This window comes from Citrobacter sp. LUTT5, assembly GCF_009905315.1.
In the GTDB taxonomy this organism is placed as follows: Bacteria; Pseudomonadota; Gammaproteobacteria; order Enterobacterales; family Enterobacteriaceae; genus Citrobacter; species Citrobacter freundii.
On the sequence record NZ_CP047606.1, the window covers coordinates 3,832,249 to 3,848,531 of the forward strand.

Here is a 16,283-nt window from a genome sequence, read left to right on the forward strand (position 1 = left end):
CTTCAGGCCAAAATCTGGACACGAGTTCTACTCACTTCCACAATGATCAACCCCACTTATCAACATAAGCTGTTACGCCAAATCGATGCTATCAAGGTCGAAGCGTTAAACCTAAATCCCATGGAAAAACATCGATGTATGAGGTGCTTGTAACTGCAGCCCAGTTGATTTTTACATCTTGTGAGCTGCTCACAAGAGTTTCACGATCACTATCCCATTCGAAATCACTCGGTAACAACTGCCCAGGGGCATGAGGCGACAAAGCCCCAAAGGCAACATAACTCCATGCACCTGGCGGTCCTTCTCTTCCCGAAACGACAAGTTCTTGATGCCTTGCGGATTCCCTATACTCCAAAGTTAAGTGTTCCTCTTCCATAAGATCTTTTAGGGTTAATTTTCCCAACGGTGGGCAGCAAAGGTGCCAAGAAGGAAATTCGAAAGTTGTATCATGGTCAATCAATGCCACTGCGATGGTTTCGATAGAATCATTTGAGTCGAATGTCAGAGAAACCAATGAGTCTGAAAACCTATATCCCCACCATTTATCGCCTATGCGGTTAGGAACACCTAATTGCAGTTCAACCCAGCGAGATGGAGCACCAAGCTCTATACCTGTGAATATATTTTCAGGTGTTCTACGTCGTTCGATACGAACATTAGGTCTTGCTAACTTTGCCCTTAAAAAACGAACGCCATGCTTACTCATTGCAAGCCAAATGAGTGCTACACCACCAACAAAACTTCCGACTGCATTAATCATAATATCCTTAACAGGTATATGAACTAATAGCATCTGCAATTGCACAATCCAAGCATCCTGCGCCATTGTTAACCTCATTGAATGCGAACGATTTGACCGCCCTTAATATTTTAAAAATTACTTTCAACAGAATACCGTGAACACGGTACAGAATTATATGGCAGTGAGCAGGCTGTCGAGGATGATAAAAAAGTTTTTTTAGGTTTTACTGTTCACACTGTTCACCCCTGGCTTTTTATCAATAATTTCATGGTGATACAGGGTGAATATACGGTGAAGGGTGAACAGTGGATTGTTCACCCCGTGATAATGGTCAGAAAGAAAAAGACCGGCTGTTGCCGGTCTGAGTGAGGTTATGTTACTGCGGGGTCGTCGCACTTCGGCAGCCAATCGCCGTAGCTTTCCTCTTTCAGAGACAGGTTGGTTTGTATCCCCTGCTTGGTATGCCGCTTCTCATAATTCAGGCCGTACTCTTTCAGCATCATGGGCAGCCCCAGCCCGAACATTTTCAGGCTCAGCACGTTTCTGTATCCGTTGGCCTCCATATAGGCCAGATACGCGTGATAGAGATATTTACGGTAATTACGCGGGATGATGCTGGCATTGCCCATAAACATCCCGTTGGTCTGCGGAAGCATTTCCAGATAGCCGCAAAAATCAAATGTCGGGTCAGCATCGCGCTTAATGCTGAGCGCCTCGTCGGAGTTCTGCTGCGACTGGAGCAGTGCGCGCGCTTCCATCGGGTCGCTGAACTTCTGCATAAGCTTGCGCACGATAACGGCCAGCTCGCACGCAATTTTATCCCTGAGCTGCGGGTCGCGCTCCTCCGGGGCAATCTGCTCCGGGAAGTGGATAATCACCCGGCGACGGGAAACACCGCCGCTGCGATCGGTGAAACGCATCGGGTTGTTGTTCACGGCCAGAATCACCGCCGGAATATGCGTTGAGTACGGGTTCTGGTATTTCGGGTCAACGGAAACCGCATCACCGCCGGTAATGGCCTTAAGGCCAGCCCCGTCCCCGCTCCATTTCTCCTGGTCAGGCAGACGGATAAGCGAGAAGCCAATGAGGGAGGCACGTTTGCGGGGGTCTTCCAGCGTATCAATATCCGCAGACGTCGCGTTATCTTCCCCGGCGAGCAGGGTCGCGATTTCGGCCAGAATACTTTTCCCGCTGCCGCCCGGCCCCGTCACCTCGAGAAAGAGCTGCCAGTCGTAGCGGTTCGCCAGCACCATAAACAGCGCCGCCAGAATCACATCGCGCTTGGCCGGATTTTTGCTGGCCGCCCGGTCAAGCCAGCGCCAGAAGTTCGGGGCGTGGGTCTCCAGCGTCTCTCCTTCCACCGGCGGGGTAAAGTCCACCTCACACAGGGTACGCAGCCAGTGCGCTTTGCTGTGCGGGCTGAACGTCCCGGAGCTGGTATCGAGTACACCATTGCGGAAGCCTATCAGACGCCGCGCCGGGGCATCCTGCCGGGGAATAATCAGTTTCAGGGTTTCCACCACGGAGGCAATTTTCCCGGACGAGAACGGGGCGCGCAGGCGCTGAAAGAGCGCGGCCACGTCGCGGGAGAAGTCAGCCGGGGAGATAACCTTCCAGGCACCGGCCTCATAGCGGGACAGCAGTTGGCCGTTCGGGTCAACCGCCAGCGCTTCGCCGTAATGCTCATGCACCCGCATCGCCTTTTCACTGGTGCTCATGGCCGTATATTCGGCTTCGCTCATGGTGTCGAACGGGCTGGCGACCGGCGGTTTCAGGGCATCCCTCAGCGCCTGACGGGTTACCGCTTCCCCCTGCTGCGTATGGGCGTCATTCCAGTCACCGAAGACCGGCGGCAACGCGATAAGTCCCTCGCAGGCTGTCGCGGCGGCAGTGGCTTTGGTCTGGCCGTCGCCACTGAGGTCGCGGTCAGCGGCCAGCACAATCTGGCAGGCCGGGTATTTCTGCCGGGCGAGGCTCGCCAGAGAAAGGAGGTTCACGGAGGACAGCGCCACCCAGACGGTTTCCCCGGTCAGGTGATGCACGGTCAGCGCCGTGGCATAGCCCTCGGCAATCCACAGCCGTTTTCCGGCCTGTTTCTGCCCTTCGAGGGTATGCCATGCCCCTTTCACCTGGCCGCCTTTCAGGGTGCGTTTAAGCCCCTCAGCGTTAATCAACTGGAGGTTTACGAGCGCCCCGCTTTCATCATGCAGCGGCACCACCATATCCCCGGCGCGGTAGCTCACGCCACCGGTCTTGTGGCTGGTTGTCAGCGTCAGACATTCCCGGTCGGAGAAGCCCTTGCGGGTCAGGTAGGCGTTCCCGGTGGCCGGGCGGGTTTTCTCCGTCAGTTTCGCGGCCAGCTCCGCCGCCGCTTTGCGGCTGGCATCGGTTTCGGCCTCCGCTGCGGCAATGACCGCCGGGGCAACCGGCGACAGGCTGCCGGTCACGGCGTTGACCTGTTTCGCGGCCTCTCCGGCGCTCAGACCTAAGACCTTCTCAACCAGTTTCAGCCCGTCACCCGCGCCACACTGGTTGCAGAACCACGTCCCGCGCCCTTCTTTATCGTCAAAGCGGAAGCGGTCAGCCCCGCCGCATACCGGGCAGGCCTGATGGCGGTTTTTAATGACCGTCACCCCCAACGCCGGGAGAATGTGCGGCCAGTGGCCGCAGGCCTGTTTCACGGTTTCCGTTACGTTCATTTTCATTCCTGTTCTCTCCCTCAGTGCAGTACCGGCGGCGTGATATACCGGGCGCAAAGTTCATCCATCACGGCCAGCCCGAGGAAGGACAGCGCCGGGACAGCTTTCAGGGCGCCGGCTTCCATCAAATCTTCCAGCAGGGCGCAGGCAATCAGGCGGCCTTTCTCCTCGCCATGCTGGCGCAGGTAGAACCCCTCCAGCTCGGCGGCAATGGCGCTCTCCAGCGCTTCAAGAGTGAGGTGCGGATAACGCTGCTGGCGCTCGCACACCGTCAGCCAGGCACAGGCCAGGGCGCGGCGATAGAGAGCGGCACGAAGGACGGGGGTTAAGGTCTTTTTCATGCGCTTGCCTCCCCGGTGAGCCAGCGCTGATTGCAGCGCTCGACCACGCCGTCGAGCTGGGCGGTCATGAGGTAAATCACGGAGGTGAGCTGTAAGCGCTGTTCCGGGGCATGTTTCAGCATGGTGCATTCCTGCTCCTGCGCCATCTCCGTGACGAGCTGGCCGACGTTACGCAGGTGCTCCAGGCATTCGAGATCTTTCAGGGTGAGTGTGGTGTGTTTCATGCGCACACCTCCGTCACCGGCAGACGACCGGCAAACGTGAGGATGTAGTCGCGAACGAGGGAAAGACGGGCGGCACGCTCATCCCCGGTGACGGTGCTGAGCATACAGATACGGCGTTTACGGTCAGCGCGGCGAACGGCAGCGAAAACAAAGACGAATTGCGGGTGTGGCAGGGTGAGGGTTGTAGCCATAACGGCTGCCTCCATAGTTAGCTGGTTACAGCTACCACCGGAGTTCCTACACTCATGGGTGGTAGCCCAGACGGGGGTAGGAATACCGGTAACTATGAGAACCGGCCAGCCCGAAAGCTGCCCCGCCTGAGCCACCATTACGAGATACCCACAATGGCGAAAAGGCCACTGTGTATTGAATGGGTGCATCAAGGCACAGACACAAAAAAAGACGCAAGGCGCGTCTGGTGTCGCCATAGTTAAACACGGGTTCCTACGCCCGGCTGTCGATTTTGCGACAGCGGGAAAACTGTACCAGGAAACACACAACAGACGCAAGCCAGAAAAAGGGACTTTTTGCAGAACGGGGATCCTCATGCGTCACATCCCCGGTTACGGGCGGCGATACGGTCGGCCATCCAGGCGGTGATTTCGGAGTGTGCCCAGGCCACATTTTTCCCACCGAGGGAAATCTGCCGGGGAAAAGCGTTCTGGCTGATGAGGTCGTAAACAGTTGAGCGGGACAAGCCGCACAGGTGAAGCACTTCGGGCAGGCGTAAAAAACGCTCCTGAGTGATATCAGAAACCGGCATGAGCGGTTCGGCAGGGGCAGAAGACGGGGAAGAAAAAGCGGTGTGCATCAGGCTACCTCATAAAGTCCATACAGCGCCGGGCGTGTCCGTCCGGCTTCAGGTAGCTCCTTATTATGTATATATTTTTCCTCAGGTCATGTTAGATTTTCGCGAAAACAAACATTGACTTTTCACCGATAATGCAAATGGCAAACAGTGGCAAATGTTTGCAATTCCCTGCAATTCAATGCAATCAAACCTATTCTTTTTATTTATTAATAAAGTGATATTAATAATCAAAAAGTCTAATTGTGCTGATAATAATAAAATTTGCCGGTGAACAGTGGTGAACAGACGGTGAACAGTCAGACCCTCAACTGTTCACCCTTTAACTTACTGTATTACTTATCTTTTTCTTTATGGTGAACAGTAGTGAACAGTTATATATAAAAAAACAAACAGAAACAGGGGGTTCCTGAGACCTTTCTCTGGCCAGCCTGATTTTTAAGGTCTGTTTGTGCCACCGGTGCCACAACCGCAATGCATCGAATTGTTGTCTGGTGAGCGGCAGAATGGCGTCAGGTTGAAAACACAGAGAGAGCCCGACGATGAAAGCTGACATGCTTACCGCAGTAATGAAAACCCTTGGCAGTACCCAGGATGCGACCACCCGCGCGGTTATCGATGGCGCACTGAACAGCATGAACGAGACGGCCAGCCAGAAAGCCGCCGCCACAATGAATAACGCCCTGACAGCATTCAGCCAGGCAAAATCCGCCCACACGGAGAATATGCTGAAGCTGAACGATATCGACGCGGCCATTACCCGCAGTGAGAAAGAGCGCCAGACCGCCCAGGAGGAAAGTGCCGAGGCAGAGCAGAGCTGGCGCGCCCGTTTCCGTTCGCTGCGTGGAGTGATGACCCCGGAAATGAAAGCCGAGCACAGCCAGCGCACAGCCAGCCGTGAACTGGCTGACGAGTTTACCGGCCTGATTGCCGAACTGGAGGACGATAAATCCTTCGCGATGCTGTCCGCCTGTTCATCCGGGCAGGCTTATGTCAGTGCGCACCTCAGTGCTTTCTCCGTCTGTGCACAGAATGAATGGGCGGCAGCAATGAACGATATCAGCCCCGCGCTGGTACGTGCTTTCGCCCTGCGTATGCGTGAGCTGGAGATGAAAGGAGAAGAGCATCCGCACAGGGTTCTTTTTGAGGCGCTGGGCGAGCATGTGCTGACGCAGAGCCGCTATTACACCTTCGATATGGCACAGGAGCCGGTTATCTCTCAGCTTGGTCTCCACCGCCCGGCGCTCACCGGCGTCGATATGACACTCTACAAAAGCCCGGCTCGCCGTATGGCCGTAGCCAAAGAGCTGGCACAGAAAAGAACAGTACAGGGGGTGAAGCCATGATGCGCTGCCCGTACTGCAAAAAGGCCGCCCATGTGCGCACCAGTCGTTACCTGTCGGATAACGTGAAACAGAGCTATCTCCAGTGTGTCAACGTGTTCTGCTCGGCCACGTTCCGCACCATTGAATCCATTGACGAGGTGATACGCCCTCCGGCAGAGACCGCACCGCCCGAGCCTGCTCCGGTGGCCACAGTGCCACCCCGTCGTGTGCTGGACTGCGCCCGCTCGTCACTGCGCCACTGATTCAGGAGAACAGGTATGAACCGTACACCACTGGAGCAGGCCTTTGAGGTCTGCCAGAAAAGTAAAACTGCCTGGCTGAACGCCAAAGCCGGGCTGGTACAGGCAGAGATGGCACTCCGGGAGCGGGAGCTCACCGTTCGCCCCCTGGAGCCGGAAGAAATACAGGCGCTGCGCGATGCCGCCGACCTGAAAAAACGGGAGGTCAGCCAGTCTGCCGGGTGTTACATCCGCGACCATGAGGCCGTGCAGCGAATCAGCATCCGTCGCCAGCTCCACGCCTTTATGCAGGAGAACGGCACGGCGCTGGCCGTTGCCCTGGCACCCGAGGTGATGCACCTCAGTGAACTGCCGGAGAGAATCAGGGAATGCGCCCTCGACCGCGCTGCCGCCAGCATCCGCGAAGCCTTATCCGTTCATCTGGCCAGCGGGGTTGAGGTGCATTATGCGGAGGACGACCGGGATATTCTGACGGCCATCGGGTTCCGGCCTGACAGGCCATCCCGGACAGATAATCAGGCCAGACACTGAGCCACAAAAATCCGCCTGAAACGCCCCGAAAATACCCATTTATTTAATAAAAATAACCATGCATGTATACGCTGCATGGTTTTGCATTTATTCCCCTAATTTTTTCACACCCCGCCGCACCAGTGCTGGCGCGGCCTGAGCCCCTTGATGCACCTGCATTAAAACCGCCCCCTGAAGCGGGCAGGCGTGGCGGGGAGAGCATTGCGCGCCAAAGTGTAATGATATATTTTCAGCATTTTTTGAAACTAACTCCCATCTGCAGGATAGGTCACAACTCAACGTAGAGTTTTCCCGGGTTTCGATAAAACCACTTAGCATCGGAGCAGATATACTCAATATCAAACAATAAATATGAACCTTTCAGTGAAACCGTGTGGCATCAGATTCATAAATTAGCAAATGGGTAAAAGTAGGCATATGTGAGGTGTGTATGAGTTTTACTTATTGGGTTTAGTTGAAAATGGTGATTTAATGGCTCTTGAAATTTATCATCATTTAGCTAACCTGAGGACTTATGGCAATTTTTGATGAAAAGCGGCATTTATATGAAGCCTTATTGAGACATAACTACTTCCCCAACCAAAAAGGTTCGATAAGTGAAATCCCACCGTGCTTTTCTTCCAGAACATTCACACCGGAAATAGCAGAATTAGTTTCATCTGACACATCAGGGCGTAGAAGCTTACAAGGTTATGATTGTATAGAGTATTACGCTACCAGATATAACAATTTCCCGAGAACGCTCTCAATCATCCATCCAAAAGCGTACGCAAAATTAGCCAAGCATATACATGATAACTGGGAGGAAATACGGTTTATAAAACAAAATGAAAGCAGCATGATCAAACCAGACATGCATACTGATGGCCGTGTTATAATCATGAATTATGAGGATGCAGAAACTAAAACCGTAAGAGAACTGAATGATGGTTTTGGACGGCGATTTAAAGTTAACGCAGATATATCAGGTTGCTTTACCAACATCTACTCACACTCTATTCCGTGGGCGGTCGTAGGTATTAATAATGCAAAAATAGCCTTAAATACTAAAGTAAAAAGCCAAGATAAACACTGGAGCGACAAGCTTGACTATTTTCAGCGTCAGGCTAAGAGGAATGAGACACATGGTGTTCCTATTGGCCCAGCAACCTCAAGTATTGTTTGCGAGATTATTTTAAGCGCTGTAGATAAAAAACTGAGGGATGATGGATTTTTATTTAGACGTTATATAGATGACTATACATGTTATTGTAAAACACATGATGATGCGAAGTCTTTTTTACATTTACTTGGTATGGAGCTTTCTAAGTATAAATTATCACTAAATTTACACAAGACTAAAATAACTAATCTCCCAGGGACTTTGAATGATAACTGGGTTTCTTTGCTTAATGTAAACTCACCAACAAAGAAACGTTTTACAGATCAGGATCTGAATACTCTAAGCTCTTCTGAAGTAATTAATTTTCTAGATTATGCTGTGCAGTTGAACACTCAAGTAGGTGGTGGAAGCATACTAAAATACGCTATTTCACTGGTAATAAACAATCTAGATGAGTATACAATCACTCAGGTGTATGACTACCTCCTTAACTTATCATGGCATTATCCAATGCTTATTCCATATCTAGGCGTTCTTATCGAACATATTTATTTAGATGATGGTGATGGTGATGAGTATAAGAATAAATTCAATGAGATTTTGAGAATGTGTGCAGAGAATAAATACTCTGACGGTATGGCTTGGACTCTTTATTTTTGCATCAAAAATAACATTGATATAGATGATGATGTTATAAAAATGATTATTAGTTTCGGTGACTGCTTGAGCTTATGCTTGCTTGATAGCACAGGGATATATGAAGAAAAAATCAATGGTTTTGTAGCAGATATTATTAAATTAGATTATGAATATGACATAGACAGATATTGGCTCCTTTTTTATCAGCGATTCCTTAATGATAAGGCCCCAAGTCCTTATAATGACAAATGCTTTGACATCATGAAAAATTATGGCGTTAACTTTATGCCAGATGAAAATTATAATACCAAAGCTGAGTCATATTGTCATGTCATCAACAACCCATTTCTCGAAGACGAGGATGAGATTGTAAGCTTTAACGATTATATGGCGTAGTTTTCAGGCCTCGTTTCAGAGGCCTAAGTTTCGTGCATACCATTGAAGCATTTCTCTCCTTTTCTCAATGTATAGAGCATGATTGTAAGTTCCTCGTATGCTATTTTTATCAACATGAGCCAGCTGCATCTCAATTAAAGCACTTTCAAATCCACTTTCATGTAATATCGTAGATAAAGTATGTCTAAATCCATGCCCCGTTAACTTCCCACTATAACCGATACGCTTGATTACCTGGTTGATACTTGCCTCACTCATAGGCTTGTTTGGATCATTCCGTCCCGGAAAAACATAACGATAGTTCCCTGTCATTATCTTGAGTTCATTGAGTAAATCTAACGCTTGAGTAGATAGTGGCACAAGGTGTGCCCTACGCATTTTCATCCTTTCAGCGGGAATTTCCCAAATAGCGTTATCTAGATCAAATTCTGACCATAAGGCCGCACGTAATTCGATGGTTCTTACACCCGTAATCATCAGTAATTTCGTGGCAATCAGAACAAGCCGACTTCCGGTGTAACCGTTTAAAGCGCGTAGAAAATCAGGTATCTCATCAGCCTTTAAGAACGGGAAATGATTGGATTGATGAACTTCGAGGGCGCTAGAGAGATCCGCTGCCGGATTAAACTCAGCTCTCCCGGTGGCTATGGCATAGCGAAAAACTTCTGAACATCGCTGCCGAACTTTGCGCATTTTCTCCAATGCACCGCGTTTTTCAATTTTACGCAGCACATTAAGCAGTTCCAGCGGTTTAATTTCACCAACTGGCCTAGCCCCTACATAAGGGAATATGTCGTTCTGAAACGCTTCCATGATGTCTGACGCATAACCTGCCGACCATTTGGCAGACTTCATCTGGTGCCACTCTGTGGCTATCTTTTCGAACGCGCTTTCAGACTCGGTTTGCAAAGCAATCTTCTGCTCTTTTCGAACCTCACTCGGATTCTTTCCTTCGGCGACCAGTTTTCGGGCATCATCACGACGGGAACGGGCATCTGCAAGTGTGATCGTCGGATACACACCAAGCGAGATCATTTTGGGTTTACCGGCAAAACGATAACGGAACCGCCAGCTCTTGCTTCCATTAGGTTCTATAAGCAATGACAGCCCTTGCCCATCTCCAAGTGTATAGGCTTTAGCTTCAGGCTTAGCGCGGCGAATCTGCATATCGTTTAAAGGCATGTGTATAGGAATCCAAGACCGAACAGGAACATATACACAATCCTATACATATTCTGTATCGGATTCTACTGGATGGTTATGGACGTCGAGGGACTAAAAAGCAGTAAAATCGTTATAAATCAGGGAGCTTATGGATGAATACGGACGTTTGAGGAAGTTGAGATGGTGCCGATAATAGGAGTCGAACCTACGACCTTCGCATTACGAATGCGATGTTATTATATTTTCACCCCTTTAAAAACCTACTATTAAAACAAGCAATTCATTATAAAACATTGTGTTATGAAAAACACCTGTTGATAAAAATTGACACGCGTTGATGTTTATTCCCCCATTTTACTTACACTAGCCGTTACATTATGGTGATGTAACATTTCTCATCTGGAGCCCCAAAATGGCACTTCCAAGACAAAAACTCACCTTCGAGCGCATTCGAAAATTTGCTTTATCTGAAGGAAAAACCCAGGCATTTCTTTGGGATGCGGACGTAACTTCCCTGGCATGTAGGGCAACTCGCGGAACAAAAGCTTTTGTGTTCCAAAGCGTATATGCGGGAAAAACCCTTCGCATGACCATTGGCAACATTAACGATTGGAGAATTGATGATGCCAGGGCCGAAGCCAGGCGGCTGCAAACATTAATCGATACAGGGATAGATCCGCGTATAGCTAAGGCAGAAAAAATTGCTGAAGCGGAATCACAGCAGGCTGAATCTCGTAAAACGAAGGTAACCTTCACAAGCGCTTGGGAAGATTACCTTGAAGAATTGAGAGCCGGAATCAGCGCAAAAACTAAACGCCCATATTCTACTCGATACATTGCCGATCACATTAACTTGTCCAGCCGTGGAGGCGAAAGTAAAAAAAGAGGCCGGGGCCCAACCTCGGCTGGACCATTGGCTAGCTTACTCGACCTACCGTTATCGGAACTAACACCAGAGAACATTGCCGCATGGCTAAGTACAGAGAGACAAAATCGGCCTACCGTCACTGCTCATGCCTACCGTCTGTTGCGTGCATTTATCAAATGGGCTAATTACCAGAAAAAATATCAGGGAATAATCCATGGCGATATTGCACAAGATCATAACGTGAGAAAAGTGGTTCCAGTATCAGCGAGTAAAGCGGGAGATTGCTTACAAAAAGAACAGTTAAAAATCTGGTTCAGTGCCGTACGTAGCCTCAATAATCCCATTGCATCGGCCTATCTCCAGGTACTTTTGCTCACCGGTGCACGGCGTGAAGAAATTGCGTCACTTCGGTGGTCTGACGTAGATTTCAAATGGTCAAGCATGAGGATTAAAGACAAGATCGAAGGCGAACGTATCATCCCTCTCACTCCTTATGTTTCTGAGCTGTTAAGTGCGCTAGCGCAATTCCCAAATTCTGACGTAAATAAGGAGGGTTGGGTTTTCAGAAGTAACAGTAAAAGTGGCAAAATTATTGAACCGCGTTCAGCACACAACAGAGCGTTAGCTCGAGCTGAGTTACCACATATCAGCCTTCACGGCTTACGCCGTAGTTTTGGCACTCTTGCTGAATGGGTTGAAGTGCCAACAGGTATTGTTGCTCAAATTATGGGACACAAACCAAGTGCACTGGCGGAAAAACACTACCGCCGTCGTCCGTTAGATCTGTTGCGCAAATGGCATGAAAAAATTGAGAGGTGGATCTTACAGCAAGCAAATATTGTAAAAAAATAACCGTTGATATGCGTTGATTTCATTTAATATCAATAGATTACAGAACAACATCCATCGTTGACATAAGTGTATTTTAAGGTTTAAATTCCATCGTCCACTTTTAAATCAGGAGATAAAGCATTATGTCTAATTCTTTGATGAGTTCTGCGCAAACCAGCTCAAAGGCTCGAATAGTACGGGTCGTGGGTAAGATCAAAGTTGTTCGTTCTAGTAAGCAGCGACAAACCTGTGCTGAGTCCATATTTCAGGAAAGACAGGTGAACATCAGGATTCGAGCTGCTCTTGGACACCTCAGTGAAAAAAACTCTTTATACAATAAAAACAATCGACATAAAACTTTGGGCGTTTTTTTTGCACGTATCATCTCGCACAAAAATCAGGCCGAAAACTCGCAAGGTAATGCGTCTAAATCAACTAAAAGTACCTCATCCGGCTCAAGCGAAGGTAGTGATCCTGACCCTGAAGCTTATTCAAGCTTGGCTTTTTTGTTTTCTTTTTGGTCCTTTCTTTCCCTTCTAATTTCATTACTTTTTGTATATGCCTGCATCTCAATCATTGAGGTGGTAGCATGAGCATATATGAGCAATCCAGAACATCTCTATCTGAACTTGTTTCCACAAGTGAGTTAGCACATCTATTAAACCTTAAAGCCCAAACAATTCGAAAATGGCTTTGCCAAGACAAGCTGCCTAATGGTTTACCACGCCCAAAGAAAATTAACAGCCGACATTATTGGTTACGCAAAGACATTGATAGGTTCCTATTAACCTTCTCAGTATATTGTAATTAACAGCAGCATCAAAATCATAACTCCCCAGCTATTCTAAAGAATAGCTGGGTTAATTAACAGAAACAATCCGTCGATAAAAGATACTAAATCACACCGTTTATCACATTTTACATTAACGAAAGTCAAGGATACATATGAAAAAACGCATCACTTTCAGCGCAAACAAAAAATCAACTATTGATGCAATTGACGACTATAGCAATGCAAAAGGATATTCTAGGTCAGAGGTGATATCATTTTTGTTAAACGCCACAGCCCCAGCATTGAATAAAATAACATCGCAATATCATATAGCTCAAACTTTGGAGTCAACATTAGGCTGTATTTTTGAAGAGAAGGCCCCCTCAATCGCACGGGGTGAGCCAAAATTAACTTACGAAGAGTTTTTTTATTCCGTCTGGAACACTCACATTCGACACCGGAACGAGGTTGTCGATCAAGATTTTTATGCGCACAAAATACCTCATGATAAGATGGGTAAGAGCGAAAAAAAATTAATTCATGAAAAGCTCTCATACATTATAAAAAGTTTCAATGTAAAAAAAGCAATTTTTATTTACACAGATCGGCGCGTGAACCACAAACATCTCATTGCAGGAGGGTTATCTAATATCATACTGATAAAGGAAACAGTCTACGATGGTTGTTTTTTTGATTTGAGCAGCATTGTGATTATGCCAATCTTTGAACTTATTACATTTGGAGTTGAAGCAGTATTGAAAAGAAATAAAACTCCCCCTAAACAATCATGCTATTGCTGGATACCAATTTATTACACAAATGATCTAGCGGTAATGGTCCCTGTGATTGCCGAAGGCGATACACCTCAAAAGGCGATGAAAGGAGGAGATGCCATCATTATTAACCCCTTTAACGGTGAAGTAAGCCATACTTTCTGATACCAATGTTAAGCATAACCACTTAGTTGTATACATCTCGACAGTATGGAGTTAGTACCTAATAGCTTGATGAGGGTAAAAGATGCCTACTAACAAAGCAAAATCAAAGAAAATTCTAGGAAGGCCTGAAGGAAGTAAATATTCCCATTTAATTCAGAGTGAGAAGGCTAAGCATTACTCTCAATCCAAGGTGGCAAAGATCTTAGGAATAAGTATTTCCACGGTAAAAAGACACTGGGATAACGGCATCTTTGGGTGATTATAATTGCAGAGTTGCTTTTTAATTATTTTACTGCATGGGTAATGGGTTGATAACAAGTTTTATTGTTGGAAAGGTATTATATAACAGTCATTACTATTAACAGTTAATTAATATAACTAACCACAGACATTCAGCTATGTCTGATCATATTACTATATACGGCTATCCAAAGCCGTAGGGCTAACGACAGGATCGAAACATGGAATTATATCATGGTTCCCATGGTGAGCATGTGCTCGCCTATAAAAAACATATTGAACGAGTCGTCAATGATGCTATCAGTGAATTCCCCAGAACAATGGCGTTACGTGTTGATGTTCATTATCCACCCATTTTAGACAGAGGTGACACTGTTTGCTGTTTTCCTAATCTAGAGCCTGGTGCCATATCCCGTTTCCGTAATGCATTAAATGCCATGTTGGAGGCCAATGAGAGAACCAGAGCAGCTAACGGCAAAAGAATATATCCAAACCGTGTTCGTCATGTTTGGGCACGGGAGTTTTCCGAAGAAGGAAAATGTCACTTTCACCTTGGTCTTTTTTTTAATAAAGATGCTTATTACCATTTAGGTGATTATGAGGCTGAAAGAAATTTAAGGATGATGATTGTAAGAGCATGGTATAGCGCACTGGGATTGGAACTGGATGATTATCCGGGATTGGTTCACTACCCTGAAAATTGTCGTTATATTTTAGACGTCAATGATTTTAACTTTGAAGGAGAATACAATAAATTACTGAATCGCTTCGACTACCTAGCTAAACTCGATACAAAAGCATATGGAGATGGCGACCGTAGCTTCGGCTGCAGTCGCGGGTAATTTATTTTTTACAGCAATGGCCTTTCTTATGGATGGAAAGGCCAGACCTTATATATCAAGAAGATGGTGAGCGATAAAGTATTGTTTTCAAGTAATCATCTGTTGCAGTAAACTCAGGGAGTTGGCCACTCATGGCCTGTGTTAGTGGAATAATCTTTGTCCTGACTCCCATCCCCCTGAAATCAACGTAACCATAATCACGTAAGACTTCCATAATAATCGTATTGCGTGGTGATCGCTGACCTGTAACCATCTTTTCAATCGACATCGAATTATTCAGCGCCCCTGGGCTAATAACTTCAAATCGATTGCTATACAAGCCAATCTCTATCTCAACAAAGCGTGTCCAGTCACGATGAGCCAGTGCATTTACAACAGTTTCGCGAATAGCTTCCAGTGGATAATACCAGGTTGTTTCCCGACGTAGATGCGTATCGGGTAGAGGGGCCTCTGAAGTGATAAAGGGCATGATAGTTGACATCAAACGCTCAATCAATCCACCATCGATCAAAGCCTTTCCGGCTTCCTCAGTATCAAAACGCCCAACCATTGGACCATCCAGAATATCATCGAGTAACGGTTGGTACTCCTTATCCTCGCTGGCAAACGCAAAGACTCGGATATCTGGTCGATGCGAGAGTTCAACCATTTTGATTTTGAACTCAACGGGATAATTAGGGCTTTTTTTACGCACTGTGGTTAATGATTTCATGGATAGTGTCCACCATATTTGGTGTCCACTATCCTCTCAGGAATTTCAGGATCTGCCAGACGGTGCTGAGACGACGCTTACGAATGTTATACCCCCTGCTGCAGTGGAAAGACGTGGTGACAGATACCCCTTCCCCACATTCAGGCAGCAACTCTTTCATCAGTAGCAGGCGGGAATCAATATGAGCAGGATCGGTGTGGTTAAAACGATGAAGGAGCGATTTTGTCCGCAAAGAATCCGCTTTTATGGCGGGTTCAGCAGGGAAAAAGTAATCCCCATCTTTAAGACGGACACGTTCCACCCTGGTATCAGCGCAGGACGGCAATTTATCATTCATTAATTCTGTTTCCTCCGTATGCAGCGTGGAGCCTTTCCTGTTACCGGTTTTATCCGGATGTATGCTGTCCCGTGAAGTGGCGGGCAAACTCACTTCTAAAAAATTACGGCCAGATCTTGTCATGCCTATCACAAAGTATCATAACCGAGCATTGTGTAAAGATGAAAACCGTCAAATTGAGCGCAATCGAGCTGCATGATATGATCAGAACCCTACTAAATCAGAAGTATTGGGTATGAGATTACTTTTGAGGAAGCACGTAAATGAAACGAGTGGTTCTGTTTTCATGTGGGAGCGCTTGTCGCTCCCTGAATAGTCCATGTGACAATGAAGATTAAACAGCATCATAACCAGCATGATGCCGTTGCATTTCTTGCATATCGGCAGACTACATCAGAACCCGGTAACCTTGGATGCTGGGATAATGGCAGAGAAGAGGCACTTACTGTATCTACGGTAAAAAGCGGTTTTGTCGATGAAGTTTTAAAGGAAACCCTCCAGAAACGCTGATG

At 47.4% G+C, this 16,283-nt stretch carries 17 protein-coding genes and 1 pseudogene; 9 read left to right on the plus strand and 9 right to left on the minus strand.

The window, feature by feature from the left end; translation table 11 throughout:
* Window positions 1–91 precede the first annotated feature (91 nt).
* From GUC46_RS18425 to GUC46_RS18450, 6 genes are all read right to left on the minus strand, one after another.
* Entirely contained in the window at window positions 92–826 is a 735-nt protein-coding gene (locus GUC46_RS18425; RefSeq protein ID WP_160180579.1) for a hypothetical protein, read from the minus strand.
* A 287-nt stretch (window positions 827–1,113) separates the two neighbouring features.
* Window positions 1,114–3,447 carry a primase-helicase zinc-binding domain-containing protein gene (locus GUC46_RS18430; protein WP_160180581.1) on the minus strand — a complete coding sequence of 778 codons (2,334 nt, stop codon included), beginning with the start codon at window positions 3,445–3,447 and terminating at the stop codon, window positions 1,114–1,116.
* Between the two features lie 14 nt (window positions 3,448–3,461).
* Window positions 3,462–3,782 carry a DUF5375 domain-containing protein gene (locus GUC46_RS18435; RefSeq protein WP_160180583.1) on the minus strand — a complete coding sequence of 107 codons (321 nt, stop codon included), beginning with the start codon at window positions 3,780–3,782 and terminating at the stop codon, window positions 3,462–3,464.
* The gene (locus tag GUC46_RS18440) at window positions 3,779–4,006 is read right to left on the minus strand and encodes a hypothetical protein (RefSeq protein ID WP_160180585.1); all 228 of its coding nucleotides are present in this window, start codon (window positions 4,004–4,006) and stop codon (window positions 3,779–3,781) included. Before GUC46_RS18440 ends, GUC46_RS18435 begins: the two co-directional genes overlap by 4 nt.
* Window positions 4,003–4,554, minus strand: a complete 552-nt coding sequence (locus GUC46_RS18445; protein ID WP_160180587.1) for a host cell division inhibitor Icd-like protein — start codon at window positions 4,552–4,554, stop codon at window positions 4,003–4,005. The genes GUC46_RS18440 and GUC46_RS18445 overlap by 4 nt, the downstream gene beginning before the upstream one ends.
* Entirely contained in the window at window positions 4,551–4,817 is a 267-nt protein-coding gene (locus GUC46_RS18450; protein ID WP_160180590.1) for an AlpA family transcriptional regulator, read from the minus strand. The genes GUC46_RS18445 and GUC46_RS18450 overlap by 4 nt, the downstream gene beginning before the upstream one ends.
* A 539-nt stretch (window positions 4,818–5,356) precedes the next feature.
* On the opposite strand from GUC46_RS18450, the gene GUC46_RS18455 reads away from it, so the two are divergent.
* From GUC46_RS18455 to drt4, 4 genes are all read left to right on the plus strand, one after another.
* Window positions 5,357–6,160: a capsid protein gene (locus GUC46_RS18455; RefSeq protein WP_160180593.1), complete on the plus strand. Its 804-nt coding sequence runs from the start codon at window positions 5,357–5,359 to the stop codon at window positions 6,158–6,160.
* On the plus strand, window positions 6,157–6,402 hold the full coding sequence (locus GUC46_RS18460; RefSeq protein WP_160180595.1) for an ogr/Delta-like zinc finger family protein: 246 nt from the start codon (window positions 6,157–6,159) through the stop codon (window positions 6,400–6,402). Before GUC46_RS18455 ends, GUC46_RS18460 begins: the two co-directional genes overlap by 4 nt.
* 15 nt (window positions 6,403–6,417) lie before the next feature.
* Window positions 6,418–6,930 (plus strand): phage polarity suppression protein, encoded by a 513-nt coding sequence (locus GUC46_RS18465; RefSeq protein ID WP_160180597.1) that lies wholly within the window; start codon window positions 6,418–6,420, stop codon window positions 6,928–6,930.
* A gap of 514 nt (window positions 6,931–7,444) precedes the next feature.
* Window positions 7,445–9,067 (plus strand): antiviral reverse transcriptase Drt4, encoded by a 1,623-nt coding sequence (gene drt4 / locus GUC46_RS18470; protein ID WP_236654157.1) that lies wholly within the window; start codon window positions 7,445–7,447, stop codon window positions 9,065–9,067.
* Between the two features lie 15 nt (window positions 9,068–9,082).
* On the opposite strand, the gene GUC46_RS18475 is transcribed toward drt4, so the two are convergent.
* Window positions 9,083–10,249 (minus strand): integrase arm-type DNA-binding domain-containing protein, encoded by a 1,167-nt coding sequence (locus GUC46_RS18475; RefSeq protein WP_160180599.1) that lies wholly within the window; start codon window positions 10,247–10,249, stop codon window positions 9,083–9,085.
* A 379-nt stretch (window positions 10,250–10,628) separates the two neighbouring features.
* Here GUC46_RS18475 and GUC46_RS18480 point away from each other — a divergent pair.
* From GUC46_RS18480 to GUC46_RS18500, 5 genes and pseudogenes are all read left to right on the plus strand, one after another.
* Window positions 10,629–11,968: pseudogene (locus tag GUC46_RS18480) on the plus strand (tyrosine-type recombinase/integrase).
* A gap of 105 nt (window positions 11,969–12,073) precedes the next feature.
* Window positions 12,074–12,523 (plus strand): hypothetical protein, encoded by a 450-nt coding sequence (locus GUC46_RS18485; protein WP_032296090.1) that lies wholly within the window; start codon window positions 12,074–12,076, stop codon window positions 12,521–12,523.
* Window positions 12,520–12,741, plus strand: a complete 222-nt coding sequence (locus GUC46_RS18490; RefSeq protein WP_003847740.1) for a helix-turn-helix domain-containing protein — start codon at window positions 12,520–12,522, stop codon at window positions 12,739–12,741. Before GUC46_RS18485 ends, GUC46_RS18490 begins: the two co-directional genes overlap by 4 nt.
* A gap of 134 nt (window positions 12,742–12,875) precedes the next feature.
* Window positions 12,876–13,640, plus strand: coding sequence for a hypothetical protein (locus GUC46_RS18495; RefSeq protein WP_003029576.1), 765 nt, complete (start codon window positions 12,876–12,878; stop codon window positions 13,638–13,640).
* Between the two features lie 461 nt (window positions 13,641–14,101).
* The gene (locus GUC46_RS18500; RefSeq protein WP_003029579.1) at window positions 14,102–14,722 is read left to right on the plus strand and encodes an inovirus Gp2 family protein; all 621 of its coding nucleotides are present in this window, start codon (window positions 14,102–14,104) and stop codon (window positions 14,720–14,722) included.
* Between the two features lie 55 nt (window positions 14,723–14,777).
* Here GUC46_RS18500 and GUC46_RS18505 read toward each other — a convergent pair whose 3' ends face one another.
* Together GUC46_RS18505 and GUC46_RS18510 are read right to left on the minus strand one after the other, a co-directional pair.
* Window positions 14,778–15,434, minus strand: coding sequence for an ATP-binding protein (locus GUC46_RS18505; RefSeq protein WP_003029581.1), 657 nt, complete (start codon window positions 15,432–15,434; stop codon window positions 14,778–14,780).
* 28 nt (window positions 15,435–15,462) lie between these two features.
* Window positions 15,463–15,771: a maltose acetyltransferase domain-containing protein gene (locus GUC46_RS18510; RefSeq protein WP_160180601.1), complete on the minus strand. Its 309-nt coding sequence runs from the start codon at window positions 15,769–15,771 to the stop codon at window positions 15,463–15,465.
* Between the last annotated feature and the right edge of the window lie 512 nt (window positions 15,772–16,283).

What these genes read in the sequence shown, in the direction of transcription:
- GUC46_RS18425 (WP_160180579.1), bottom strand. Translation starts at nt 826, where the DNA reads ATGGCGCAGGATGCTTGGATTGTGCAATTGCAGATGCTATTAGTTCAT.
- GUC46_RS18430 (WP_160180581.1), bottom strand. Translation starts at nt 3,447, where the DNA reads ATGAAAATGAACGTAACGGAAACCGTGAAACAGGCCTGCGGCCACTGG.
- GUC46_RS18435 (WP_160180583.1), bottom strand. Translation starts at nt 3,782, where the DNA reads ATGAAAAAGACCTTAACCCCCGTCCTTCGTGCCGCTCTCTATCGCCGC.
- GUC46_RS18440 (WP_160180585.1), bottom strand. Translation starts at nt 4,006, where the DNA reads ATGAAACACACCACACTCACCCTGAAAGATCTCGAATGCCTGGAGCAC.
- GUC46_RS18445 (WP_160180587.1), bottom strand. Translation starts at nt 4,554, where the DNA reads ATGAGGATCCCCGTTCTGCAAAAAGTCCCTTTTTCTGGCTTGCGTCTG.
- GUC46_RS18450 (WP_160180590.1), bottom strand. Translation starts at nt 4,817, where the DNA reads ATGCACACCGCTTTTTCTTCCCCGTCTTCTGCCCCTGCCGAACCGCTC.
- GUC46_RS18455 (WP_160180593.1), top strand. Translation starts at nt 5,357, where the DNA reads ATGAAAGCTGACATGCTTACCGCAGTAATGAAAACCCTTGGCAGTACC.
- GUC46_RS18460 (WP_160180595.1), top strand. Translation starts at nt 6,157, where the DNA reads ATGATGCGCTGCCCGTACTGCAAAAAGGCCGCCCATGTGCGCACCAGT.
- GUC46_RS18465 (WP_160180597.1), top strand. Translation starts at nt 6,418, where the DNA reads ATGAACCGTACACCACTGGAGCAGGCCTTTGAGGTCTGCCAGAAAAGT.
- drt4 (WP_236654157.1), top strand. Translation starts at nt 7,445, where the DNA reads ATGGCAATTTTTGATGAAAAGCGGCATTTATATGAAGCCTTATTGAGA.
- GUC46_RS18475 (WP_160180599.1), bottom strand. Translation starts at nt 10,249, where the DNA reads ATGCCTTTAAACGATATGCAGATTCGCCGCGCTAAGCCTGAAGCTAAA.
- GUC46_RS18485 (WP_032296090.1), top strand. Translation starts at nt 12,074, where the DNA reads ATGTCTAATTCTTTGATGAGTTCTGCGCAAACCAGCTCAAAGGCTCGA.
- GUC46_RS18490 (WP_003847740.1), top strand. Translation starts at nt 12,520, where the DNA reads ATGAGCATATATGAGCAATCCAGAACATCTCTATCTGAACTTGTTTCC.
- GUC46_RS18495 (WP_003029576.1), top strand. Translation starts at nt 12,876, where the DNA reads ATGAAAAAACGCATCACTTTCAGCGCAAACAAAAAATCAACTATTGAT.
- GUC46_RS18500 (WP_003029579.1), top strand. Translation starts at nt 14,102, where the DNA reads ATGGAATTATATCATGGTTCCCATGGTGAGCATGTGCTCGCCTATAAA.
- GUC46_RS18505 (WP_003029581.1), bottom strand. Translation starts at nt 15,434, where the DNA reads ATGAAATCATTAACCACAGTGCGTAAAAAAAGCCCTAATTATCCCGTT.
- GUC46_RS18510 (WP_160180601.1), bottom strand. Translation starts at nt 15,771, where the DNA reads ATGAATGATAAATTGCCGTCCTGCGCTGATACCAGGGTGGAACGTGTC.